Raw genomic sequence first — 24,396 nt, 5'->3', positions numbered from 1 at the left:
TTGAAACGGTCGATGAGCTGAAAGGGGGAGCATGAATACCGCGCCACCGAACTGGTATCCCGATCCGCAGGACGGGCGTCTTCTGAGATATTGGGACGGCAACGAATGGACTGGCGACCGACAAGCGATCTCTGCCGTCGATGCTGTCCAGGGGACTCAGCCGGGCGGCGGGCAGGCCGCCAAGGTCCCGCTATTGGGTGCCCGTGCCTACGCGAAACGACAGTCGCAGGAGCTGGTCGACGCGCTCGCCGAAAACCAAAGACTACGAGCACAATTGGCGAGCATCGGAGGGCTCGAGGCCACCGAGCTGCAGCGACTGCGCGACCAGCTGGCGGCGCAGGTCACCGAGCAGCAGGCGCTGCTGGGCAACCTGCGTGCACAGGTGATCAACACACGAGAGGAGCAGGTGCTTCAGGAGATTGGCATCTACGAATACCGTCACCCCTTATCGGACGCGGTCGCCTACCGTGAAGCCCTCAAACAGCTGCAAGGCGAGATCAAATACGAGGCACGCCGAGACGGCGGTGCGATCGAGGCATCGACGACCTGGACGGTGAACGGGTCGGTTACCGAGGGCCGCAGGATGATCCGCGAATACTCGATGCTGATGCTGCGCGCCTACAACGCCGAGGCCGACAACCTCGTCCGAAGCCTCAAGCCCTACAAGCTCCCATCGGCACTCGAACGCCTCGACAAGATCGCGATCACCATCGAACGGCTGGGTAAGACGATGCAGCTGCGCGTCGCCCCGTACTACCACGAACTTCGCCGCCGCGAGCTGGCGATGACCGCGGATCATCTCGAGATGGTCGCCCGCCAGAAACAGTACGAGCGAGACGAACGCGACCGTCTCCGCGAGGAGCGCAAAGCATACGAAGAGCTCACCCGCGAGCGAGCGAAACTCGAACAGCAGCAACAGCAGTACCGCGATGCCCTCACCGCGCTTGAGGCAACCAACAAGAAGGACACCGCCGATGCGGACGACCTGCGAGCACGGTTGGAGGCCCTGGAGTATGCCCTCGCCGATATCGCGAAGCGGGAGGACAACATCAGTGCCGGCTACGTCTATGTGATCTCCAATATCGGCGCGTTCGGGGAGAATGTGGTCCAGATCGGGCTGACTCGCCGCTACCACCCGTGGGACCGCATCAGCGATCTCAGCAACGCTGCGGTGCCATTTCGTTATGACGTCCACGCAATGCACTACGACGACAACGCGGCAGGAATAGAAGCCGAGCTGCATCGCCGCCTGGCGGACAAGCGCATCAACCACGTCAATCAACGCCGCGAATTCTTCAGGGCTACGCCCGCGGAAGTGCGCGACCATCTGCAGGCCCTGGCAGGACGGCTCCTCGAGTTCAACGAACTCGCCGAGGCCGTGGAATACCGACAGAGCCTCGCAGCTGTTCGTGACATGAACCCGGAATAAGGTTGTGCTGCAACGGAATTGAGCTGCGATCGGTCAGTGGCAACACCTTCTCACGCTGTCCGTCTTGGTCGAACGGGACCCCGGGGCCGCTCACTGATCCGTTGTGCGCGCCGGTGTCCGGCTCGCTGCCACCAGATGGTGGCCTCGGCAAGCTCGCCGCGGGCGCGGAGCCGAATCGCGAGATTGTGCATCGCGTCGGGGTGTTCGGCTTCCGCAGCGTGTCGATACCAGGTGATGGCTTCGCCGAAATGCCCTGTCTTGTCGAGCATGACGGCGAGGTTGTACATGGCGTCGGTGTTGCCGGCCTCCGCGGCAGCGCGGCACCAGCGTTCGGCGTCACGGGCTTGTCGTGCCTCCTGGAGCAGGCTTGCGAGGTGGCCCATCGCCTCGATATTGCCCTGCTCAGCGGCCTTGAGGTACCAAGCGTGCGCTTCGCGGAGCTTTCTCTGGGTGTAAAGCAGGCCAGCAAGGTCGACCATCGCGTCGGGGTGTCCTTGCGAGGCTGCGCGGCGCCACAGGTTCTCCGCCTGGGGGAGGTCGCCTTGGTCGGCGAACAGTCGGCCGCCCTGGTGAAGCGTTTCAGTGTCGGCGTCCGGCTGCGCGAGCGGGTCGACACCCGGTAGGACCGAGGGATTGTTACCGGCGTTGAGGAAAGCATCCGAAAAAGGCAGTACCTCCTTCGGGAAGGTCGGCAGAATCGCGTCATTCACGATGCCGAGCACGGACCGGAACCTATCTCGCTGATCTGGATCCAAGCGGTCGATCGCGGTGATCGGCGTGAAGGCCAGTGACGAATCCCCCTCCAGCGGAGCGTGATTGCTGAGCACTCCGATGACATGGCCATCGTGCACAATGGCCGCGCCAGATGCCCCTTGCCATTGACTCGCGTACCGACTCAACGGCCCGTCAGGAGTAGGAGACGGCGGTGCCGGAGTGACGGACTTAAAGGTCAGAAGGGATGTTGCATCCGACTCGCCCCTGGTCAGACCTGAGAGAGTTGATACCTCACCGGTCGGTACGTACCCGTCGAGTTGCGCTCGACCAACCCTCTTCCACACGGGGAAGGCCAAGACGCAGCAGTTATCGAGTCTCTCCGCGTGGGAGGTGCGAATCCGCGCACACGGTACTCGTTCGACGTCCAGCTTCTCGTCGACCTTCAAAATCGCCAGATCGACGTCCTTCCGGCCGGTGTACAGGTACACCTGAGCCGACACATTCCGGTCGTCGATCAGAACGCGATAGTCCGTGCCGTCCGCGCAATGGTCGGCGGTGAGGATGTATTCGCCGTCGATCCGAAAACCGGACGCCGAGTGCGCCTTACCGTCGCGGGAGTAGTAGTAGATCGGAACGGCCCGCTCGACGGCCAGCACAGCTCACGCGCCCCCGCTTATCGGGGATCGGTCGAATGCAGCGGAGAATCCTCACGTACCGCGTCGATGAACACTTCGGCGGCCCGCTGGCCGTTTGCGCTGAACGTGACCGGCTCGAGCGTCATCTTTACGGTCTGAGTAGCCGCCGACTGCCGCGACGCTTCCGCGCCAGCCTCGACCAGCCACCACTTGATCCCACCCTGAGCTTTACCGGTAGAGGTAACTGCCACCTGCAGCGTCAGCTCTACCGTCGTTGGCTTGAACCGCAACGTCTCCGACTGCGCGCCTTCCCAAGACCGGACCAACTCGCTGCGCAGCGCGTCAATCGCATCCGACAACGGTACGCGTCCCTTCAAGGGATCCCCGGACTCCTCTGACACCGATCACCTCGCGTTGCAACGGGCCATGCCTTAGTTGGATATCGAAATCATAAGGGATCCAACACTGAACGATCTACTGGACGAAGCTGCGCACCGGTTGGATACCAGAAGTCGCTCCGACGATTCGGCCTGTGCCGCAACGGAGTTTGGCATGCTGGTGGATCATGATCAGTGTTCTTGTTGCGGCCGTTGGGGTGCTAGGAACTGCTCTCGGCGCTTCGCTCACGGCTATCATCTCGGCTCGCACCGAGAACCGCCGACAGGCCGCATTGGACCGGCAGCAGGCGCGGCAAGAGTTGATTCATCGAGACAATCAGGCCCTTGAAGTCCGGGTTGAGCATCTCCGGTGGCGCCGCGAACGTCGCCAAGGTGCGTACCTGGACTTCCTTGACGCCCTCAACGCCGCCGACCGGGCCAATCAGCAGTACTTCCGTGACCGGCACGCGGCCTCTGGCCCCGTGCCAGTTCAGGAAGCTCGGATCGCGGAAATCCGGCAACTGTTCAAGGACGCGGAACAGCGCGGAAACCGGGTGTTGCTCGAAGGGCCTGCGGCCGTTGCCGAAGCGGCCTTCAAGCTGATAGGCGTGCAAGGTGCTTTGGTCCGGGAAGCGCAAGAATTCGGTGAAGCACAGGCGGATTCAGCTGACGACGCTCAAGACCGGGCCAGGGCAGCCGAAGACACGGGACTGAAGTACTTGGCCGCGCACCACGAGTTCATCAGCGTGGCACGCGCGGCGCTGGACGAGGTCACCGACGCGAGCTGATTCGCAGCTGCCCGGCGGCTGCGGGATCGGTTCCGGCAGGCCGGTTGAGAGTGCGGCAACGACGTGATCATGTCCGCGGTGTCTCGCGCGTTCGGTCTCAAGGGGCGACAAAAGGCTGTGGGAACTTGAGTGAAGTTATGTGATCTTCTGGGATGTTGACAATCTGGTAATTGCACGCTGAGGACTGATATCACTATCGTGGTTTTACTCGGAGTATTGGCGCCATCAATAACGGCGCTCCTGTATGCATTCCTCGGCGTTTGATTAGTTATGCCGACCAGTTAGCGGCAATTGAGGTGGGAGGTATGAAATGCATCGACCGGCCACTCCACCTGCGGAACCTATTCGGAATCGGGATGATTCGGCTTGCCCTTCAGGGACGGATGTAGTAAATCATGCACCTGGCACCTTGTGGCCCGGCCGAGCCGGTCTCTATAGTTCTAGACCTTCAGTGGAACAGGCGGCGTGTGCCGTTCCTGACATAACGCGTCTTCCAATTCCCGATTTGCGGTCGAGCCGAACTCCGAAGGTCGATAGATTCCACTACTGTGTAACCTCGGTCTGCTGTCATGGGCAGCTCCGCGACCGTGCGCCCATAGCGTTACTGGGATGGCAGCCCGCTCAACCCGTTTCGCTTCTCGTCATTGGGCGAACTGTGGCTGCGAGCGCCGACCCCGACGGGGAAGGCCGGGTAACCCCGAAAGGATATCTGCGCCTACCCTCTGTTGTGCGCCATCAGTGCCGGATTGAAGTCGGTGAAAGACTTGTGCTCGCTGTATGTCCGGAGAGGGGGCTGGCTGTTGTACACCCCTTCGAGGTCGTCGACCTCGCGCTAGCGGCCTTACATTCCGAAGCTCAGGAGTTGAGCGATGGCAACTCCTGAAGTCGAAGCGGCACGGGTTCTCCTTGAGAGACTGGGACTTACGCCGGAACAGCTTCTCGAACAGTTGACCCCTCGGGTGGTCCCCACCTTCGGCGAATACATACCGACCCTCGTAACGTCCATACCGGCGAGCACCCTTCGGGTGTACGGCACCTACTTCGATCGTCTTGTCGAGGAATGGGGTTCACGTCGTCTCACTGAGCCGACAGCATCTGAGCTGCGGCAGCTTGCGGAGGTGACCAGGCACCGAGCCATCATTCGTCGCAACTCTCGGGGCGGTCGTAGTGCTGCGGAGAACTTCATTGCCGCCGCTCGGTGCGTCTACCGCCACGCCGAAGAGGATGGATACATCCAGGTGGACAGCAATCCCGCACGGCGAGTGGCGAAACCGCGACGTCTTGCCAGCACCAGACGAGCCATCTCCGATACTCGACTGGCTGAAATTGTTCGGGTAGCTGCGACCACCGGCAATGACCCCGAGTTGGACTCGTTGATTCTGCGTCTGCACATCGAAACAGCGTGCCGCCGATGCGGAGCTCTGGCTCTGCGGCCGATGGATCTCGACCCCGAGCAATGCCTCGTGTTTCTTCGCGAGAAGGCTGACACCGTTCGGTGGCAACCGGTGACCTCCACGCTCATGCAGGCCCTTCTCGCGCATGTAGCAGACCGGCATCTGGGCACCCCAATCAAGACAGCTCAGCTGCTCCGTCGGCGGAACGGCGCAGCTATCACCCGGCGCCATTACGACTCCCTCTGGAATCGCATCGGTCGAGAATTGGAATGGGTTGCACGCCAACAGGTAAGCACCCACTGGCTCCGCCATACGACGCTCACCTGGGTTGAGCGAAACTTTGGATACGCGATCGCGCGCGCCTACGCAGGGCACGCCAATCCGGACGGGCGGATCGGTCAAACCGTCACCTACATCAGAGCCAGTCTGGAAGAGGTTGCCGAGGCGCTTGCAGCAATGACTGGAGAGCCACATCCACTAGCTATGGAGTCTCGGGAGGTTGGTTACACCAGGCAAGTCCGAACCGCGTAGCTGACTGTCGAACTCCGGTCATCGGTCGAACCGTGCCGATAATGGAACGATGAGCGAACCGAACTTCACCGCTCGCGATTTTCGGCAGTGTCTCTTGCCGTCTGAACAGGGGCTACCGAAACATGCTTGGGTCGCCGTGGACGATCACGGCAACGTCGTCTCGGTGGTCGCCGTGATCCCGATCGACTCGAAGGATCCGCGACGGGTCAAAGAGTGTGCGCTGTACACCACTCCGTCGCGGCGGCGACAGATGTTGGCCAAAGACCTGCTTCGTTGGGCACTTGACGACCTTGCGGCCAAGGAACCAGCGGCAACTCTGGAGTGGACCGGTATCGCAACGCCGACTGGATATCTGGTCGCCAAGTCATTGGGGCTCAGCATCAGCGACGAGGAATCCGCGAAACTCGGCGAGGAGCTCGACAGAAGGCTGGATAAGAATCCCGACGACGAGCATCTTCGATCGCTCGCGGCGTTCCGCGAAGACTGCGGTGGCCGGCTGCCCTATAACCCGTTCAACCAGGAAAAGGCGGACCAGGACGGCCGACAAGCGCTCCGCGATGCCGCTCAGGCCCTGAGCCTGCAGGTGATCGAGGAAACGTAACGCGGCGCGCTACCCATTCGGTATATCGTGGGCCCGACCAACGACGTCGTACCTTTTCGTCGAACACAGCTCGATAGCGCTGAGAGGGGCCAGTCACCCTTCGACAGGTACAAGATTCGCTACGCGCGCAGGGAATGGATACCGTCCCGGCGTGTCCACTTCGGCGGACTCGACGATCGCATGGTCGCCATCCATCTCGCGGACCTCGAACACCGACTGTCCACCAGCCACCAGCAGCACGCGATCGCCAACGCTCACCATGGTCACAGCCTATCCCGAGCAAACGGTCGGTATGTGTCATTATCGAATGCGTGTTCGAGTACTGGAGTGACGACTTCTCGGCGGCGCAGCGGCGCGTCGTTGATCCGCCGGTTCCGGTACTCGTCGACTTGGGGGCCGCGGTCCCCACGAACGGCCCGTTCCGCAAGGACTCGGTGTCGCTGCGCATCAAATCCGCCGCCCTAGACCTGTCGGCGACCGTGCCCGGCCTGCTCTACGCCTGGGCGCAGTGCACGGACGGAACCTGGCTCGGATTGGTCGGCTATGCGATACCGACTGCCAACCGGCGTGGACGCGTAGAGGCCCGGCAATGGACCCCGGCCAGGGCCCTGTCCCCGGATTGGGGCGAGAAGCCTCGCGGGTCGCGGTCGCCGAAACCCTGAAGGCCACGGTCTGTCATCAACCCGAACGGCCTGCCGGGTGTCGTCAGAACCGCCGATTTGGACCCAGCGGAGCGGGTTTGGGCCGCTCGCGCCGCTGGGTGTAGATCTCGCCGCCATCGATTTCGAGGATGGCGTCGATTTGACGCTGCAGCGCGTTGGCTCGGTCCTCGGGCTCGGTAGTGTCCGCGTCCGGGTCCGCGGTGGGGTTCCCTGCGGCGCGCCGGCTGGTTCACGAGACCTGCGATCTACCCCGGTGCCCGCCCGCTGACATCAACCTCACGAGGCGGCACACCTAGAACGGGTAGAAGTGCATCGAGAGCGCGCCGTGTCGCTTAAATTACAAATATGCGAGATTGTGACCAGGGTCACCATAATGCAGTTTGTGGATCAATTTTGATGCGGAAACCGGTCGGTTCTGGATTTCTGGTTGAGCTTAATGGGTCGTGCGCCCGGTATCCGGTCGTGTTGCGCGCTCCATAGCCGTGACCAGCGCAGGTGTAGCTCGTGGCAGCTCTAAGGTCCCAGCACGACCTCTGATGTGGGGTTCTCTTTGCTGATTCGTGATAGCTGTGACGATTGCCATAGCGAAAAGGTGCAGCGCAACAAATTCATGTCATTAACCGACCAACTCGGCTTTACAACCAGGGGCAGGTATCCGAACCTTCCACTGACTTGCCGATACGGAGCGAGCCGCCCACGGAATCCTGGCGAGGAATAGGGCGGCTCGCGGAGCCCGCACCGGCCAAGTCGTCGGTAAGTTCACTCAACTGAACGGAGGGCTCCTTGCCCAAGGTAATCGACCCTGAGTGCGTGAACAATCTGCCTCGCAACGAGCCGGATCGCAAGTCGATCGCGGTCCGCGAGGCCGAGGGCATCCGCGGCGTTCGTCGCCACCGCAGCCGGAGTTCGATTGTCCACTGGGGCGCGGAAATCGGTGTGGCCGTTATCGGAGCACTGCTCGCCAGCGGGATCATCACCGCAGTTGAGCACACCTCGGTCGCCGTGTACGACCACTCGATGACGATCTACTGGAAGTAGCCGAACCTCCACCGGTCCAACCAGGTAGGCGAACTCGCTGATGGTGTCGGCGGACCGAAGTGGCAGGTACTGCCGGGGCGGTTCTACTGTGCTATCCGTACCCGGCGGTCTGCCGACATCTTCGGTACGTTCTCGGCGATGCCGCCGCCGACTTCCAGGCCCCGGAGCGCCAACATCGCGCCATCTGGTGCGACGGTTCGTGTCGGCTTCGCGAGTGTGATTGCCGCGCATATGGTTCCGAGTAGGCTCCTGGCCCTTGAGGGCGAATTCGTGGAACCAACGTCATGAGACGCCACAACTAGCAGCTTGATCTCCGTCCCGCGTGTTTGCCAGCAGTCCCGCTGGTCGGTCATCGTGCCTCACGATCAGCTGCGGCCCGCATCCCGACTCGGAACGCAACGCTGTCGTCGGCGCTGAGCATCGTGAACTGGCTGGTCCATCGTTCCAGCTCGGGGCCTTCCAGAAGCCGCTGTGCAAGATACAAGTCTCCGACCTCGCCGCCCTCTTGATCGAGGACCGCATATACGCGTACCACCGGGTCGTCGCGGACCGAGAACCCGTGTCGGACATCGGTGACCAGCAGAGCCAGGTTGTCGTTTTCCGGACCATCGAAGTCCAGCTTCTCCCCGATGCGCGGCAGCCGAGGCATACCGCCTATCCAGAACTGGATCGCACGCTCAGCGCCGGGCACCGAGACGATGACTTCGTAGTCCAGCGAATCCTTTGGGCCGCTGGCGGGATCGGAGGGCATAGAAGGTCTCCTCGATCGGGGCGGGCTGCCCTAGAGCCTAGATCCGACGCTGTGCCAGCACGAAGGGTTCACAGCTAACTCGATGTTTCCGGCGCTACGGCAGCAGCTCGCTGTATCAGTTGGCCTCTGGCATTCTGGGATCCTCACCGGCCAGCAGAAGGTGATTCTCGCTGGATCCAACGCCTTGCGGTCGGCCGACCTCATATCGGAGTGCAGTGAAGGGACTGACCGAGAACCCACGGAGCCAGCCCCTTCCCCGCTTCAGCCTTGTTCGACGGTCACCGTCGCCGGAATGACCGTCCCCTCCATGGATTTCGCGTAGGGGACCATCCGCTGCGCCAACTCTCGGAACTCTGGCATGGCCAAGGGGATCGTGTCGGCACGGAAGTCCTCCGACGTGATGCCGGGTCCGTCGGTGCTATACGGTTCTCGACCTTTGCGCGGCCACCACACCTCAAGCAGGACCGGTCCGGCGCCATACAGCATGGCCGCCAGCACGTCCTGTTCGGTCACGATCCCGCGGCCATGTTCGGCGGCGATACGCGCCGCGTCCTGCAGCAGTCTCGCCAAGCCCGGTGCTGCCCCGTCGATGGTCACCCGGCTGCGTTCGGTCGTCATATCAGCGAGCGTAGGTCGGCGCTGTCATACCGTGGGGCTGACACAGGTGATCGGCCACAACCCGTTGAGGAAATACTGGCCTTCGACGTTCGCGCCATCGTAATGGCCGCCCTTGCAAGTGCAGACGGCCTTGCCCTTGTCGATCGGATCCAGAGTCACGTGCACGTTGCCCTCGCCGATGTCCTCGCACTGTTCCGGCGACACCCACACGACCGCAGACGCTGGGGCCGCGTCGATCAGTGCTACAGCCGATAGGAAGAATAGGGTGGCAGTGACGACGTGAATGATGTTCTTACGCATGGTATTTCCTGCGATTCATTTGTTGTTCTGTTGTGACAGGCATCCACTGCCGGGGTATCGGAGTGAGGAGCGCTCCGTTCGGCGGCGAGGCCGTTTTCAGATTCACCCGCTGCAGGCTCGGCCGTTATCGGGTTAGTGTTCGCTGGTGTTCGCCGATCTGGTCACCGGTCCACTACTGCGCGAACTGCGCACGGTGGCGGGGATTGGGTTGCGGCAGATGGCAACTCGGACTGCGATCACGGTCAGCTACTTGTCCGAGGTGGAGACCGGTCGCAAACCGGTATCCCCGACCGTCCTGAATGCCTACCGGACGGTGCTGGGCGATCCGACTCTCGGGCTGGCAGGCGTGGACGTGGCTCGGCTCGCGGCGACCGTCGCTGACCCAACTGGGGCGGGTAGCTCCAGCCTCAAGGACGTGGCGGTGATTCTGGATCGTTCTCGTCGCCTCGATGACGCTGCCGGGCCTCAGTTGGTGGTACCCATGGCGCGCGGGTTGGATGGCGTGGCAAGGGTTCTGGCGACCGAGAACGTGGGCGGCCCACAAGGTGCGGCCCTCGCGTCCGAAGCGGCACGGTTCCGCGGTTGGCTGGAGCTGGCCACCGGACACCCACACACCTCCGACAAAGCTTTTGGCGACTCGGTCATCCTGGCGGAGGGAGCTGGCGACCAGTCTCAACTTGAACACGCGATGAGTTTCCGTGCCTACGGGTTGCGAGAGAATGGGAAGCTTTCAGCGGCTATCGATTTGACTGAAGCCGCGTTGGCTTTGCGCGGTACCCACCCATCATTGCGCGTCTACGACTCGTATCAGCTGGCGAAATTCCTTGCTGCGCAGGGATATGCGGGCGACGCCATCCGCCAGTTACGGAAGGCGGACCGGGCCGCCGAAGCAAGTCATCGTACCGACCCCCCTGAGTTCGCGTACTGGTACAGCATGGGGTTCTGGGGCTTGCAGCGGGGCCGAGTGTTAGCACTGGCCGGTGAGCATCGGCAAGCGCGGAGCGAAGTGGTGGCAGGGCTGGATGCACTTCCGTCGGCGGACCGCGCGGCAACGTGGGCGACGAAGTGGCGCGCGGTCCTGGATGGTGGGGATGTACCGGCATGAGCCGTGGCCGTGTCGATCCGACCTTGAGGCGGAGATGTCCAGGATCTGGTGAGGTTGATCGACGTGCATCTCCGCAGGCTCGATCAAGTTGAGGGTTCTCGGGTAGTCTTCGACCTGTTGCTGTTAGCGGGGAGTTGCCTGTTCGGGGGGTGCATTGACTGAGGTCGGGGATGGCTTGGCCGTCTTGCAGTCGGAGATTGCCGCCTTCTACGCCGGGTTCGGGCAGCCGGATTTGCTGCGCCGCGCTTACGACGATGCGGTATTGCTGGTCCCTTTGACCGAGGGGGACGAGGTCTACACCTCACGGGTCTGCGGAATCGATTGGATCTGCGCTTTCACCAGCATCGAGGAATACGCGCGCTACATGGTTGCTCGTGGAGTGCTGGAAGATCAGGAATACCGCTATCAGCGTTTGCTCGGAGCGAGGCTGATGGCATGGGCGGCAGCACGACCCGAATCAACGGGGGTATCGGTTGACTGTGTGGGGACGCAGCCGGTGGCGTTCCCACCTGAGCTGGCGGACGAAGCTGAAGAGGGGGCGAAGGTATGACCGAGGAGTTGAAGGTCGAGCCGGCGGTGCTGACGCAGGCCGCGAACGGGATCAACTCGATCATCGGGGGATTGTCGGATCTGGGGATCAAGGAGACCGGCGCGTCGGGCCGGGGGTTCGCTTTGCTGGCGCTGTCGCCGTTGCAGGCGGGGAAGGCGTCGGTGCAGTCGACGTTCGAGACCTTCTGCAACCGGTGGTCGTGGGGTGTGAGGTCGTTGGTGCAGTCAGCCAACAGCATGGCGCAGACGGTCGGGTTGGCGGCGGGTCGGTACCAGATGATGGATGAGCAGGCCAAGAACACGATCAAAGAGGTGTACTCCCAGCTGTTCTCCAATCCGCACCTGACGAAGGACCAGATCGACAAGCGGTCGTTGTCGGAGACGTTGTCCGACAATCCGTTCAACGCTCTCGCGCATCCGGACTACAGCGCCAAGTCGTTTCAGGACATGTCCGCCAAGATGCAGCTCGACGCCCAGGTAATCCAGACGGTCGGACCGCAGGCCATGGCCAATGTCGCCGCTCTGGGCAATCCCACCACCATCGTGACCACGACGCCCGGTACAACCGCACCAGGCTGGAACACCGGCGCACTGCAGCAGGCTGCGCAGATCTTGACTCCCGAGACCGGTGGGGCGAGCGGCGGCAAGGTGGGCCAGTAGGTGGGGATCGGAGACTGGTTCAACAAGGTCGGCGACGCGGTCGAGAATGCCGTCGATGAGGTGGAGACCAAGGCCGGCTCGGTTATCGACCGGGGCGCGCACACGGTCGCGGACTTCGCACGCGATCACGGCGCGGGCGGGGTCGCCGATGCGATCGATGAGATCGGTGATCAGATCTCCAACGCGTTGGGCGGGGAGATCGTCGAGAAGGAACTCGGCCAGACCAAGGACAAGACCGAGCTGATCCATGGTGAGCCGTCGGCCATTCACGATGTCTCGGGCAAGCTGAAGTCGATGTCGACCTCGATCGAGTCGACCGGTGACGCACTGCGCAAGATCGATGTCGCGGACTGGACGGGCAAGGCCGCCACCGCGTTTCATACCGAGTTCGACAAGCAGCCCAAGATGTGGTGGACCGCCGGGGATGCGTTCGTCAAAGCGGCTGCGCACCTGGACAGTTGGTATTGGGCGGTGACGACCGCGCAGGCGAAAGCCCAAGAGGCGATCGATAAGTGGGAGGCGGCCGAGAAGGAAGAGAAGTCGAAGAAGTCGGCGTGGAATGGCTTGTCGGACAAGGAGAAGAAGGCCACTCCGCTGGTTGATACGTGGACCTCGATGCGTGACGAGGCGCGTGGGATTCTGAAGAACGCTCGCTCGCAGCGCGACAGCATCGCCTCTCAGGTCGTGAGTGGACTGCAGACCGAAACCCAGGAGGCTCCGACCGAGCCGCCGTTGTCGCAGCGGCTGAGTGCGGATCTCAGCGATCTGAAGGACGTCTACGATTACGGCAAGCTCAGCTTCGGCAACGGATTGCTGACCTCGTTCTCCTCGATCGTGCAGTTCGCGCGCTCGACCAATGCTCTCGACCCGTACAACATCTCGCATCCGGCCGAATACGCCTCGAGCATGGCCGATCTGGGCACTGGGATCGTCACCGCCGCCGCGGATCCGGGTGCTGTGGTCGATGCGGTGCTCACGGATGCTCGGAAGAATCCGTTCGAGACCGGCGGCGCGATCACCGGCAACATCATCCTCACCGTGATGACCGGCGGCGCAGGCACCGCACCCAAGGTCGCCGCGGAGACAGTGGAAGAAGCCACCAACGCCGTACGGCTCACCGAGGTCACGACCAACGTCCTCAAGGATGCCCCCGCCGGGGTTCCCAAGGGGCCGCCGCACGTCGAGACTCCCTCGCTGCCCGGTCGGGCGGCCCCCTCGGTCGAGCGGCCCGTGGACCCATCTGCCGGATCCGGAAATCCAGCTGCCACGAAGCCGAATGGGGCTCAGCCGGGCGCCTCCGCGCCACAGTCGCCAGGCACCGGTTTACCAAAGCCGGACGCATCCGCTCCTGCTCCAGCCGCGGCACCGGAAGGTGGGCCGGCTGCCGGTCCGCATCCGGATGGTGCTGCGCCGCAACCACATCCGTCCGATACTCACCCCGGCGCCACGGAACCTGCAACCCCTCAGAGTCACCCCGATACGCCGGCACACCCTGATAGCACTACCGCGCAACCTAACCCATCCACAGAGCCCAAACCGGTCGAGGCGAACCACGATCCGTCCTCGGCCGGTCCGCACGCCGACCACCCCGGACAACCGGGTCTCGCAACAGACCAACCCGGACAGCCGGGTTTGGCGACGGACCGCGTGCCCGGCGACGGATCAGGTTCTCCGCATCAGCAACCCGAGAACCTGCGGACCAATCCCGAACCGGAGCGGAGCCAACCTAATCCGGACTCTGGCGGACCGCACCAGGACAAACCCGGTGACACCCAGCAAGAACACCCGCGCGAGCAGGTCCAGCCTGGACAGCCGCATCCGAACGCAGAAACGCCCGACACACCTCACTCGCCCACTGATGGCCAACAGCCCGCAGTTGAGCACGACCCCGCAGCCCATCCTGGAGATCCCAGCGAAACGCACCCTGGCGGGCGCGACCCGCAACCGGATCACGGAACCCCGTCGCACGAACATCAGCCCGAGCCTGGGCCCGACGGGCACCACCCGACCTTGGAAGACCATGCCGGAGCCGACCAGCAGGCCCCAGATCATGCACGAGGTGGTGATCCGGAAGATACCAGCGATCTGAAGGACAAGTACTGCACCGACGATCCGGTTGACATCGCCACCGGAGCATTCCTGCTTCCGGAGACCGACGTAGACCTACCTGGTGTGCTCGGGCTGGCGCTGCGCCGTACCCACCGTTCCAGTTACGGGTTCGGCCGCTGGTTCGGACCTTCTTGGTCGGCAACGTTGGACATGCGCTTGATTATCGACGACCAGGGCGCGACGTTCCTCCAGGAAGACGGCGTCATGCTGGCCTTCCCCCACGCCGCGGTCGAGGACAGTGTCGAACCGGTAGCCGGAATTCGTGGCTGGACGCTGACCCGCGCGGAGGTCGGCAGTTATCGGGTGTGGGATCCGAAGCGAGAGCTGCACTTTCACTTTGCTCCTGAACCTGTGCTGCATGGTTTGGATTCTCGTTTGGGTAACTTGGCGATCTCTGCGATCACCGACCGGCACAACAACCGCGTCCGATTCCACTACGACCACGACGGCACGCCCACTGCGGTAACCCATTCCGGTGGTTATCGGGTCGAGATTGACACCTCAGGTGGTCGAGTCGCAGCTTTGACCGTGGTCGGTACGGGCGATGATGGTCACGAAATTCGAACCCGCGTCCGTGAATTCTCCTACGAGCGTGGGCATTTGGTTGCAGTGAGGAATGCGGTCGCTGCAATCACGCGGTATACGTACGACGACGATGCGCGGATGCTGTCATGGACCGATTCCAACGGCAGCAGCATGGTCAACGCTTATGACCAGGCCGGACGGGTGGTCCGTCAACGTGGCAGCGCCGGGGTGCTGAACTGCGATCTCGAATACGTCAACTTTCCTGATGGCACAGGGCGTTTGACCACCCTCACCGACTCCGTCGGTGGAATGATCACACACGGCTTCGACCATGACCTTCGCCTTCGCGATGTGGTCGATCCTGCCGGTGGGCACACCCACATTGACTACAACACCGCTCGCGAGCCGCTCAAGGTCGTCGCACCCGACGGTGCAACCACCCACTACCAGTACACCGATGACGGTGACCTCGCACAGGTGACTCGTCCCGACGGTGAGGCTGTAACCGTTGAATACCAGAAACGGAATCGGCCGACCGCAATTCACGACGCCGAGGGCAACGTACGCCGACAGGAGTGGAGCACCGCCGGGAACCTCTCAGCGATCACCGATGCGGCCGGAGCCCGCACTACCTACACCTACCATCCCAACGGTGCGGTGGCATCGATCCTTGCCCCGACCGGCTCCCGCATCCTTGTGCAGGTCAACGCGGCCGGCCTTCCTGTCGAAGTTACCGATCCCTGCGGCGCGGTAACACGGATCGACCGCGACCTGTTCGGCCGCCCCATTCGCATCACAGACCCTCTCGGCGCAGTTGTCCTTCAGGAGTGGGCCACAGACGGAAAGCTGTTGCGCCGCACCGACGCAGACGGCCACACCGAATCTTGGAGTTGGGACGGGGAAGGCAACCTGCTCACCCACACTGACCGAGCCGGGGGCGTCACCCGCTTCACCTATGGCGCCTTCGACGTGCTCGAATCCGTCACGGATCCAGGCGGATCGATAACCCGCTACCGTTGGGACTCCGAACGCCGCCTTATCGCCGTGACCAATCCACTCGGTGGGATCTGGACCTACAAATACGACGCAGCGGGTCGAGTGATCGCTGAAACCGACTACACCGGATCGACTACCCGCTATACCCACGATCGTGGCGGGCGGGTCACGGCGGTAACCCCGGCCACCGGCATCGCGCGTCAGCAACGATATGACATCCTCGGCCGCCTCACCGAGATCACCGCCGATACCGGGGAATGGATCCGCCATACCTACGACCGCATCGGCCGGGTGACCACCGCTACCTCCGGTATCGGTGAAGACCCCACGCACACACTGGAATTCGCTTACACGCCGACAGGACAACTGGCCTCGCAACGGCTCGATGACCAGGACGAGATGCGCCATGAGTACGACCTATCGAGTAGACGTCTCCGACGCACCACACCCGGTGGAGCGGTGACGGCCTGGGGCTACGACGGCTTCGGCAACGTCCGCCGCCTCAGGGCCGACGGGGGCGATATTGACTTCACCTACGACTCCACCGGCCGCGCAACCGGCTGGAGGATCGGGGAGATCGGAGTCCAGCAGTCGCTATCCGCGGCTGGTCGAATCACGGCGCGTGAGGTGACGGCCTTCCCTGTTTCCTCGTTGAATCTCGGCTTCGAATCTGCGAATCGTCCTGACACGCAGATGATTCGGCGCGACGAGTACAGCTACCGGGCTGACGGCTACCTCAACAGCCATGCCCTTGATCGGTCATCGATGGCTCGAGAAAATCTCGACTACACACTTGACCCGATCGGCCGGGTTACCACCGTGGCACGTGATGGACGACTATCCGAGACGTACAGTTACGACGCCCTCAGCAATATCCTCTCAAATTCGACCTCGTCGAGTTCGGTGATCGGTGCGATCCCGACTGGATCTGCGACTTCAGTTGTCCACAAACAAGATTCGACCTTCGGTGAGAAGCGCGAATACCGGAACAACCTGCTTGTCCGCGATGGCCGCACCAGGTACCACTATGACGTGGCCGGACGACTGATCCGTAAAACGGTCACCCGACTATCCCGGAAGCCGTCGGTGTGGCACTACGGCTACAACGCGTTTGACCAACTCACCGATGTCACGACGCCTGATGGGCAGCGCTGGCGCTATACCTACGACGCCCTCGGTCGACGCACCACCAAACAGCGACTAGCGGATGACGGCGGGATTCTCGAACGTACTGACTACATCTGGGACGGCAACCATCTCATCGAGCAAGCCGTCGACCAAACGGTGACTCGTTGGCAGTACCAGCCGAACTCACACACCCCCATCACCCAAACTACCGATCAAGAACTGGTCGACCGCGAGTTCTACGCCCTGATCACCGACCTGGTCGGAACACCAGTCGAGATCGCCGACCCAGCCGCCGGCACCACCGCAGCCACCGCGAGCACCGACCTGTGGGGCAACGCCCACTGGAGTGGAAAGACCTCCACACCACTACGTTTCCCCGGGCAGATCCACGATCCGGAAACAGGACTCCACTACAACGTCAACCGGTACTACGACCCCTCAACCGGGCGCTATCTCACCTGCGACCCGCTTGGCCTTGCCCCCGCGCCCAACCCGAACAGCTATCCCCACAACCCAACTGTGTGGAGTGACCCGCTCGGGCTCATACCCCGAAGCTGCGACCCCCGTTACAAGCCAGGAACCGCGCACGGCGGTGAAAACCTACCCCACATTCAACCCGGCGAGCAGTGGCTCCGAGGTACCGACGGCAACGCCGGATGGGTCCCCGGACAAGTCGCCGACGCACTCCGCGGACGAACATTCGACGACTTCAACCAGTTCCGGGAAGCATTCTGGCGAGAAGTCTCCAACCATCCCGAACTGGCGAATCAATTCAGCCCAGGAAACCAAGTCCTCATGGCCAATGGCCGCGCTCCTTTCGTCGTCGACTCCCAGTCGGTCGGTGGCGCAACAAGATACAACCTCCACCACGTCAATCCGATCCATAACGGTGGCGGCGTCTACGATCTGGACAACCTAGCCGTCGTAACACCGCGCTTCCATGCCGAAGTACTCGACCCAGATTTCCACTACAACCGCTGAGGTGAAACATGGCTGCATTGGACAGGGACCAACTCATTGAACTCGTCACCCGACTGTACGAAGGTCAAGGTGACGAGGCCGAACAAGACGCGTGGCTGCAGACGCTCAAAGACTCGGTAGCTGACCCCCGGATCGGCGACTACATCTTCTGGGATGATTCGGACCCCCGACTGACGCCGGAGCAGATCGTTGACAAGGCGCTGGCCTACCGGCCGATCGCTCTCGGCGGTCCCGAATAGTACCCGGAAGACAAGGGATCTGCCTGTACACGGGTCTCTAGGACCTGCCCTGAAATACCTCGACTTGGTTGTTCCTCCGAGAGTCAATCCGCAAGTGTGCTGTTCGTCGTCTGGTGCTTACTCGGGTGGAGCGTAGGCTGAGTCGGGCTCGTGGCTGGGTAGCGATCTGGTCATCCGGCGAACGGCGCCAGCCGTGATGATCCACGCTCGTAGGACACGCCGCCACCAAGGATTAGCGTGCCACTGGTCGATGAGGTCGGTGAGTTTGCTGATTTCCTCGTCCGTGATGTTCTCCGGCGGGCGAGGGGCACCGCCCAAAGTTTGGATCAGCCACTTGTTTAACCGAATCTGGCCGAGGCGCCGCGAGACGAATGGCCAACGAGACATCGAGGGAAGAGCGGGCGTATCAGGGCGTCCACCGAATCGTCCATAGAGCAGCCGTCGAGAGCGCATCCGTCGTCGCGGACCGAGCACGTGAGCAATGAACACAATAGACACGATGTAGACGCCAATGCCGAGGTCTTTCCCTAGCGGGATCGGCTGCAGCAGGAGCAGTTGGGAGACGATAGCGGTCGGCAGACCAATCATCAGTGAATTACCGGTCACGTCTCGTTCATTACTGTCGGGGATTACTGCATAGAGCGAGGCAAGATCGCGCTGTGCAGCACTCAGTTCCTGGATCACTTCCTCTGGGCAATGGTCAGGGCCCAGCCTATCCGTGACCTCCTCAAGGTGTTTGATCCGACGAATCCGTCTGCGAGTGCCCGACTTACGGTCAAGCCCTCCGCCGTCACTGAATGTGCGTAGTTGGACCAGGAACCCAGGAACAGCAATCAAAAACGTAAAGAACGGCAAATAGTGCACGGCTTCCCCCAGTGGTCGGCGTTCTCCGTGGAGACTCTAGCGGCGGTGACCGACATCCTCGGCACACGCGTAGCGCGCGGACCGAGCCGATCAGGGCAGGTCGCCCTGGCGGCGGGAGAGACTGCAGTGCAGGAGCATCCGCTACTAGCCGGGGTTGCCGTTCGGGGACGCCGTACCTTCCCACGAGGTTTAGTTCTGCTCGGCTGTCGGTGGTCCTGCGTTTGGCAATGTGGCGCCCCCATGACGGCGACAGGACGCCCCTCGCCTCCATGTCCGGTCGTGCAGAGCGCGTAGATCACAGCGGTTGTTCGACGGAAGTACAGCAGTCGCACGGCATTTCGACGTTATTGAGGGGACGTCTCCAAGCCCATTATCGGAGAACCGATTTCCGCTGGTCAGGAGAGCCCCATGGGTACCGAGATCCCCCGCGTGTTCGACTTCCAAACCTCGATCGAGACCCTACGGGCACACCATTGGCGGGCGTTCGCCGACGCCTACTCCGGATGCGCGTTCAACTGTCAGTACTGCCTGTACAAAGGCCCGGACGACTACGGTCGCCACGTCCGGACTATCGACGCCACGGCGATCGCTGATGCTGATCTAGGAATCCTCGACATCGGCACCAGCACCGATCCCTACCAGCCGATCGAGGCTACCGAGAAGCGCACTCGAACGGTCCTGGAAGCGGCGCTCGAGCAACGGATTCCGGTGTTCTTGCTGACTCGCGGCACCATGGTCGAACGCGACGTTGACATCCTGAGCGATCTCGCACGCGAGGGACTGGTCGAGGTCTGCTTCTCGGTCATCACATTGAACGAGGCTCTCGCGTCGAGGCTCGAGGTTCGCGCACCGCGCCCGGCTGATCGGCTCCGAACCGCGGAACACCTAGCCGGCCAATCGATCCCAGTGTCATTTCACGTCGCTCCGGTCATTCCGGGGTTGAACTCGCCGGCGGATATGGACGAGCTCGGGTTCGAGTTGGCCGGAATCTCGGGGCGACATGTGTTCGCTGCGGTGCTCGGAGCGCAGCGGGCGTTCTGGGGTTCGTTTTACGGTGTGATGGATGATGCTGCGGCGGACTGCCATTCGATAGACGAGTTTCGAGCTGCCTATGGCCGCGACCTTGACTTCGAGCGATCTGCGGCGGTCACGTGCGGTCTTGGGCCCGCATCGCCGACGTTGATGCCGTTGCGCGAAGGTGTGACTCGCGGTGGAGCTCTCTTCGTTTCGGAGAACTTCCCCCACCTGACGACCGGAGCGCTCGAGGGAGGCATCTACCGGTGGAAGCTGCCCACGGTGTACGACATGGCGGCGTGGGTCTCTACGCGACCGGGCACGGTCTATTGGAACGAATTTGACCACTGGTACCAGGAGTTCCGGCCGGGCCCGGAGCTGACGACATTGGTGAAGTCGTTGTGGGACAGCCGTGAATTGTTCGTCGGCGCGGCCGTGAAGAGCGATGGATCCGACGGTCCGGTGGGCTATCGCACCACGTCCGTCGTGACGGAGTCGGCGAGAACGACCCTGGTCGCTAGGCGGGCGGCACGCCGATGACCACCAGGATTGTGATCACAGGACAGATCCGCACGCCGGGATTGCTTCTTCGGACTGTCGACGATGCTCGAACGCTGATCGAGCAGGGCGTGTGCGACGAGGTGGTGGTCGCGACATGGAATTCCGAAGTCGCGCGATTGCCGTGGCTCGCGGACGCGCTCGCAGCGCGGTCCGTTGAACTGCGCACCGAGCCGCCTGTCGAGGTGGACACCTTCAGGAACTTCCGTCGTCAGCAGCGTCTGCTCGAAGCCGCGGTGACCGACTGTGCCGACGATGATGTCGTGGCGAAGATCCGGACGGATTGGGTGATCAGCCAAACCCATCTCGGACAGTTGTGCGCCGCGCCGACCCCTGCTGAACTGATCGGCCAGCTGACACGAATCACGCGGGGCCGCATCCGAATTCCTTGGTGGAGCACCCGGATGCCCTTCCATCTCGCTGACGAGTCCATGTCTGGATACGCAGCTGATCTGCGATCGTTCAACCCGAGATCGACGCGTCTGGCGTTGGCAGATCCTCATGCGGGTCGCTATCTGCCGCATCTCACCCAATTCTTCCCCCCGCTGAGGTTCATCACCGATCACGTGCTGGACCACATCACGGACACCCAGCAGGACGCCGCTGAAATCGTCGAAGCTCTCGGAGGCCCGGTCCGGTCGGCACAGGAACGTCGCGAATACCAGAAGTCCGGGCCGCACCGGTACGACATCACCACGATGGCGCTGGATTTGCCGAGCTACCAGCGTGCATTCGCTTGCTACCTGGCGTCGCTCGACGAGCTGTTCGAGATCTTCAATCCGACGCCGAATGCGGACCAGTTCATCGATCGGCACGGGCCGTGGCGGCACTCGGTCGCCGACGTGACCCGTTCCGGCGACCCGCTGCAGAACCCGGACCCCGTCTGCTACGCCGCGGAGGCGACAGCACGCATTGCGCTGCGAATCCCACACGAATACAAGGTCTTCCACGACGCGTACAGGTCTTTCCGCAACGACCTGACTGCGATGACCGCGGACATGAACGAAGACCAGATCCAGCGAGACGCCGAAGCACTTCGTCATCGCGTCGAACGGCATCGGCGCCAAGCCGCCAACCAGCAGACGACGACACAGCGCCCGAAGGCGCGGTTCACGACGGTGCCGCAGATGTTCGAGCACGCCGGTGCTGAGCTGCCCGCTGACGTGTGGGCACACATCGCGGGCGGCGCGAGCGGCGAACAATCCTTGCAGGACAACGAGACTGCGTTCTCACGATGGAGCGTGCTGCCACGCCAGCTGGCAGGCGTCACTGAGGTGGACACAGGGACAACGTTTCTCGGCATGACGTTGTGTGCCCCGATCATGACTTCCCCGATCGGCGGCGACCGTCGCCTGCACCCGGACGGGCAACGGGCGATCGTGCGTGCTGTCCGAAGGCACGGTCTCGCCGCAGTCGTCGCTGAAGCGTCCTTCTGGCCGCTCGAGGAGATCGCCGAGGCGGCAGACGGTCCGAAGCTAATGCAGCTGCACGCGGTCGGCCCAGTGAACGAATTTCTTGAGTTGGCCGACCATGCTCGATCCGTCGGCTACGCAGGGATTTGCATCACGATCGACTGCCCGACCCTCGGATGGCGGGAGCACGCTGACCAGATCGGCTCGCCGATCCAACCGATCGAATTCTCGGGCAATCATCCAGATGGCAGTTTCGCCCGGCGACTCCTGTCCGGCGTGGGTTCCCCCTGGACGTGGGACACCCTCGCAAAGGTAGCCGCCGACCTGCAGACGCCGCTGGCTGTGAAGGGTGTGCTCACCGAACAGGATGCGAAACGCGCCGTCGACGCAGGCGCGCAGGCAGTGATCGTTTCCAACCACGGTGGGCGACAATTGGACTGCGTTCCCGCGACGCTCCATCAGCTGCCCGCGATATCAAAAGCCGTGGCGGGGCACGCCCAGGTGGGCGTAGACGGCGGATGCCGTCGCGGCACCGACATCCTCAAAGCGATCGCCCTCGGAGCCGATGCGGTCTTCGTCGGCCGCCCCGTCGCTACCGCATTGGCCCTCGCCGGCGAAGCTGGAGTCTCGCAGACACTCGATCTCCTGACCAACGAATTCCGGCGGTCCATGCTTCTCGCCGGGTGCGCATCGATCAGGGAGATAGACGATGCAGTCGTCCAGAGGCGGTGGGGTCGGTGAGCAGTCCGACGTTGTCCTGCCGAGACTTCAACGCTGTCACCGTATCCGACGGCGTACTGCACAAGGCCAGCCGCGAAAGAGAGCGCCTACGCGATGAGTACGAGTGGTACACCCGGCTGCCGTCAGATCTCGCGGACTGCACTCCGCAGGTGTACGGCTGGTCAGACGACGGCGAAAGAGCCACGATGTCAATGGAGTTCGTTCCGGCACTGAATCTAGCGGACCTATTCGTGGCCGACTACGAGCCCTCAGGATGGCCACGCACGCTCGATGAGCTGCTCGAACTGCATGACCGAATGCGGGCACACGCTGCGGCCGTCTCCGCTGCTGACGCGGTCGCCATGTACGTCGGCAAGACCTTCAGCCGACTCACTCAGCTGGCTGAAGCCCGCCGATCCTGGACGATGCTGCTCGGACGGCGGTCGCTCTGGTGCAACGGCGTTCGATTGCACGGCATCGAGCTGATGCGACCCGCGATCGAACTTCGTGCCCGCGGGTTGGGTCGAACTCTCCATGGCGCGCTCGTTCACGGCGATCTCTGCTTGTCGAACGTGCTGTCCTATGACGGAAGGCTGCTGACGGTCGATCCCCGAGGCAGATTCGGTAGACGTGGCACCGGTGGCGATCCCCGTTACGACATCGCGAAACTCCGCCACAGCATGGTCGGTGGATACGACTTCATCGTCGCAGACCGCTTCGCGCTCCACGGAAGCGGAGACGCCTTCGATCTTGCCCTGCAACGCAACGCAGCATCCGAGACGCTGACTGCTGGGTTCGACGACGCGATCGGTCTGCATGGCTACGACCCGGCGGAAATCCAGTTCATCGAGGCACTGCTCTTCCTGTCGATGCCGCCGCTGCATGCAGATCATCCCGCCCGTCAGCTCGCGATGTATCTGACCGGCCTGATTCGACTCAACGAGGTACTCCGATGAAGATCATCATGCCCATGGCCGGTCGAGGCACCCGTCTCGCTGGTGCGCGCGGCGATCTGCCCAAACCACTTGTACCGCTGGCAGATCGGCCGATGCTTGCGTGGGCGATGGACAGCCTGCGCACTGTCGACTGCGACACGTTCATCGCAGTGGTGCTGTCCGAGCACGAGCGACATTTCGGCATCTCCGACATCGTGCGAGAGCATTGGAGCGACTCGCCCGTGGAGATCGTCGCCGTCGACTCGGTGCCGCCGGGCCAGTTGTGCTCAGTTCTCGCGGCCGAGCGACTTTTCCAAGACGACGACATCCTGATAGCCGCGTGCGACACCGTAGTGGTCTCGTCGATCGGACATGACATCGAATCCGCCCGCGCCGAAGGGATTTGCGGTCTCATATCGGTCGCCGGGCTGCCCGGCGAACACTGGAGTTTCGCTCGTGCCGACCAGTCCGGACAGGTACTCGAAGTCGCCGAGAAGCGCCGCATCTCCGAATGGGCCAGCACCGGACTGTACTGGTTCTCGGATGGCACTCAATTCAGCCGTGAGTCCAAGCGGCTGATTCGGACCGGGCCTACGACGAACGGAGAGCATTACGTCATCCCGGTGTATGGCGAGTACCTGAAAGCTGGTCGCCCGGTGCGGATCTCGCAGGCCGAGGAGGTCTTCGACATGGGCGAGCCGAAGGCGCTTGAAGCCGCTGAGGTCATGTACGCCAATTCGCATGCTTCACAACAGAACTGAGG

22 protein-coding genes are annotated in these 24,396 nt (G+C 62.6%); 15 read left to right on the top strand and 7 right to left on the bottom strand.

Annotation, left to right across the window (positions count from 1 at the left end; translation table 11 throughout):
* The first annotated feature begins 31 nt into the window (after positions 1–31).
* A complete protein-coding gene (locus ACH438_RS40110) occupies positions 32–1,429 on the top strand; it encodes a DUF4041 domain-containing protein (protein ID WP_397015319.1) in 1,398 nt (465 codons plus the stop codon).
* A 50-nt stretch (positions 1,430–1,479) separates the two neighbouring features.
* On the opposite strand, the gene ACH438_RS40105 is transcribed toward ACH438_RS40110, so the two are convergent.
* Both ACH438_RS40105 and ACH438_RS40100 read right to left on the bottom strand, forming a co-directional pair.
* Complete coding sequence (locus ACH438_RS40105; RefSeq protein WP_397015317.1) at positions 1,480–2,799, bottom strand: bifunctional trypsin-like peptidase domain-containing/SEL1-like repeat protein; 1,320 nt, start codon at positions 2,797–2,799, stop codon at positions 1,480–1,482.
* A 17-nt stretch (positions 2,800–2,816) separates the two neighbouring features.
* The gene (locus ACH438_RS40100) at positions 2,817–3,155 is read right to left on the bottom strand and encodes a trypco2 family protein (protein ID WP_397015315.1); all 339 of its coding nucleotides are present in this window, start codon (positions 3,153–3,155) and stop codon (positions 2,817–2,819) included.
* Positions 3,156–3,343: 188 nt separating this feature from the next.
* Here ACH438_RS40100 and ACH438_RS40095 point away from each other — a divergent pair, with 188 nt between their 5' ends.
* From ACH438_RS40095 to ACH438_RS40085, 3 genes are all read left to right on the top strand, one after another.
* Entirely contained in the window at positions 3,344–3,943 is a 600-nt protein-coding gene (locus ACH438_RS40095; RefSeq protein WP_397015313.1) for a hypothetical protein, read from the top strand.
* Between the two features lie 869 nt (positions 3,944–4,812).
* Positions 4,813–5,868, top strand: coding sequence for a tyrosine recombinase XerC (gene xerC / locus ACH438_RS40090; RefSeq protein ID WP_397015311.1), 1,056 nt, complete (start codon positions 4,813–4,815; stop codon positions 5,866–5,868).
* A 49-nt stretch (positions 5,869–5,917) separates the two neighbouring features.
* Positions 5,918–6,469: a GNAT family N-acetyltransferase gene (locus ACH438_RS40085; RefSeq protein ID WP_397015309.1), complete on the top strand. Its 552-nt coding sequence runs from the start codon at positions 5,918–5,920 to the stop codon at positions 6,467–6,469.
* Between the two features lie 93 nt (positions 6,470–6,562).
* Here the strand turns inward: ACH438_RS40085 and ACH438_RS40080 are convergent, their stop codons facing one another.
* Positions 6,563–6,736 (bottom strand): hypothetical protein, encoded by a 174-nt coding sequence (locus ACH438_RS40080; protein WP_397015307.1) that lies wholly within the window; start codon positions 6,734–6,736, stop codon positions 6,563–6,565.
* Between the two features lie 44 nt (positions 6,737–6,780).
* Between ACH438_RS40080 and ACH438_RS40075 the strand changes: the two genes are divergently transcribed.
* Together ACH438_RS40075 and ACH438_RS40070 are read left to right on the top strand one after the other, a co-directional pair.
* Positions 6,781–7,131 (top strand): hypothetical protein, encoded by a 351-nt coding sequence (locus tag ACH438_RS40075; protein WP_397015305.1) that lies wholly within the window; start codon positions 6,781–6,783, stop codon positions 7,129–7,131.
* Between the two features lie 810 nt (positions 7,132–7,941).
* On the top strand, positions 7,942–8,169 hold the full coding sequence (locus tag ACH438_RS40070) for a hypothetical protein (protein WP_397015303.1): 228 nt from the start codon (positions 7,942–7,944) through the stop codon (positions 8,167–8,169).
* A 349-nt stretch (positions 8,170–8,518) separates the two neighbouring features.
* On the opposite strand, the gene ACH438_RS40065 is transcribed toward ACH438_RS40070, so the two are convergent.
* From ACH438_RS40065 to ACH438_RS40055, 3 genes are all read right to left on the bottom strand, one after another.
* A complete protein-coding gene (locus ACH438_RS40065; protein ID WP_397015301.1) occupies positions 8,519–8,920 on the bottom strand; it encodes a hypothetical protein in 402 nt (133 codons plus the stop codon).
* A gap of 261 nt (positions 8,921–9,181) precedes the next feature.
* A complete protein-coding gene (locus tag ACH438_RS40060) occupies positions 9,182–9,538 on the bottom strand; it encodes a hypothetical protein (RefSeq protein WP_397015299.1) in 357 nt (118 codons plus the stop codon).
* Between the two features lie 24 nt (positions 9,539–9,562).
* Complete coding sequence (locus ACH438_RS40055; protein WP_397015297.1) at positions 9,563–9,838, bottom strand: hypothetical protein; 276 nt, start codon at positions 9,836–9,838, stop codon at positions 9,563–9,565.
* Positions 9,839–9,983: 145 nt separating this feature from the next.
* Here ACH438_RS40055 and ACH438_RS40050 point away from each other — a divergent pair, with 145 nt between their 5' ends.
* The 5 genes from ACH438_RS40050 to ACH438_RS40030 all read left to right on the top strand — a co-directional run bounded on the left by ACH438_RS40050 (position 9,984) and on the right by ACH438_RS40030 (position 18,130).
* The gene (locus tag ACH438_RS40050) at positions 9,984–10,943 is read left to right on the top strand and encodes a helix-turn-helix domain-containing protein (protein WP_397015295.1); all 960 of its coding nucleotides are present in this window, start codon (positions 9,984–9,986) and stop codon (positions 10,941–10,943) included.
* Between the two features lie 175 nt (positions 10,944–11,118).
* Positions 11,119–11,493 carry a hypothetical protein gene (locus tag ACH438_RS40045; protein WP_397015293.1) on the top strand — a complete coding sequence of 125 codons (375 nt, stop codon included), beginning with the start codon at positions 11,119–11,121 and terminating at the stop codon, positions 11,491–11,493.
* On the top strand, positions 11,490–12,152 hold the full coding sequence (locus tag ACH438_RS40040; protein WP_397015291.1) for a hypothetical protein: 663 nt from the start codon (positions 11,490–11,492) through the stop codon (positions 12,150–12,152). Before ACH438_RS40045 ends, ACH438_RS40040 begins: the two co-directional genes overlap by 4 nt.
* Positions 12,153–17,891: a putative T7SS-secreted protein gene (locus ACH438_RS40035; protein ID WP_397015289.1), complete on the top strand. Its 5,739-nt coding sequence runs from the start codon at positions 12,153–12,155 to the stop codon at positions 17,889–17,891.
* 8 nt (positions 17,892–17,899) lie between these two features.
* Entirely contained in the window at positions 17,900–18,130 is a 231-nt protein-coding gene (locus ACH438_RS40030; RefSeq protein ID WP_397015287.1) for a hypothetical protein, read from the top strand.
* A gap of 117 nt (positions 18,131–18,247) precedes the next feature.
* On the opposite strand, the gene ACH438_RS40025 is transcribed toward ACH438_RS40030, so the two are convergent.
* Positions 18,248–18,814 (bottom strand): hypothetical protein, encoded by a 567-nt coding sequence (locus ACH438_RS40025; protein ID WP_397015285.1) that lies wholly within the window; start codon positions 18,812–18,814, stop codon positions 18,248–18,250.
* Positions 18,815–19,402: 588 nt separating this feature from the next.
* Between ACH438_RS40025 and ACH438_RS40020 the strand changes: the two genes are divergently transcribed.
* The 4 genes from ACH438_RS40020 to ACH438_RS40005 are packed head-to-tail and all read left to right on the top strand — an operon-like array spanning position 19,403 to position 24,394.
* The gene (locus ACH438_RS40020; protein WP_397015283.1) at positions 19,403–20,548 is read left to right on the top strand and encodes an SPL family radical SAM protein; all 1,146 of its coding nucleotides are present in this window, start codon (positions 19,403–19,405) and stop codon (positions 20,546–20,548) included.
* Complete coding sequence (locus ACH438_RS40015; RefSeq protein WP_397015281.1) at positions 20,545–22,719, top strand: alpha-hydroxy acid oxidase; 2,175 nt, start codon at positions 20,545–20,547, stop codon at positions 22,717–22,719. The genes ACH438_RS40020 and ACH438_RS40015 overlap by 4 nt, the downstream gene beginning before the upstream one ends.
* Positions 22,716–23,654, top strand: coding sequence for a hypothetical protein (locus tag ACH438_RS40010; protein WP_397015279.1), 939 nt, complete (start codon positions 22,716–22,718; stop codon positions 23,652–23,654). The genes ACH438_RS40015 and ACH438_RS40010 overlap by 4 nt, the downstream gene beginning before the upstream one ends.
* Positions 23,651–24,394 carry an NTP transferase domain-containing protein gene (locus ACH438_RS40005; RefSeq protein WP_397015277.1) on the top strand — a complete coding sequence of 248 codons (744 nt, stop codon included), beginning with the start codon at positions 23,651–23,653 and terminating at the stop codon, positions 24,392–24,394. The genes ACH438_RS40010 and ACH438_RS40005 overlap by 4 nt, the downstream gene beginning before the upstream one ends.
* Positions 24,395–24,396: the final 2 nt, after the last annotated feature.

Origin of the sequence: Nocardia sp. NPDC020380 (assembly GCF_044386975.1) — a bacterium.
In the GTDB taxonomy this organism is placed as follows: domain Bacteria; phylum Actinomycetota; class Actinomycetes; order Mycobacteriales; family Mycobacteriaceae; genus Nocardia.
The sequence above is the reverse complement of the archived record's forward strand: the minus strand, read 5'-3'. Positions and strand labels throughout refer to the sequence as shown.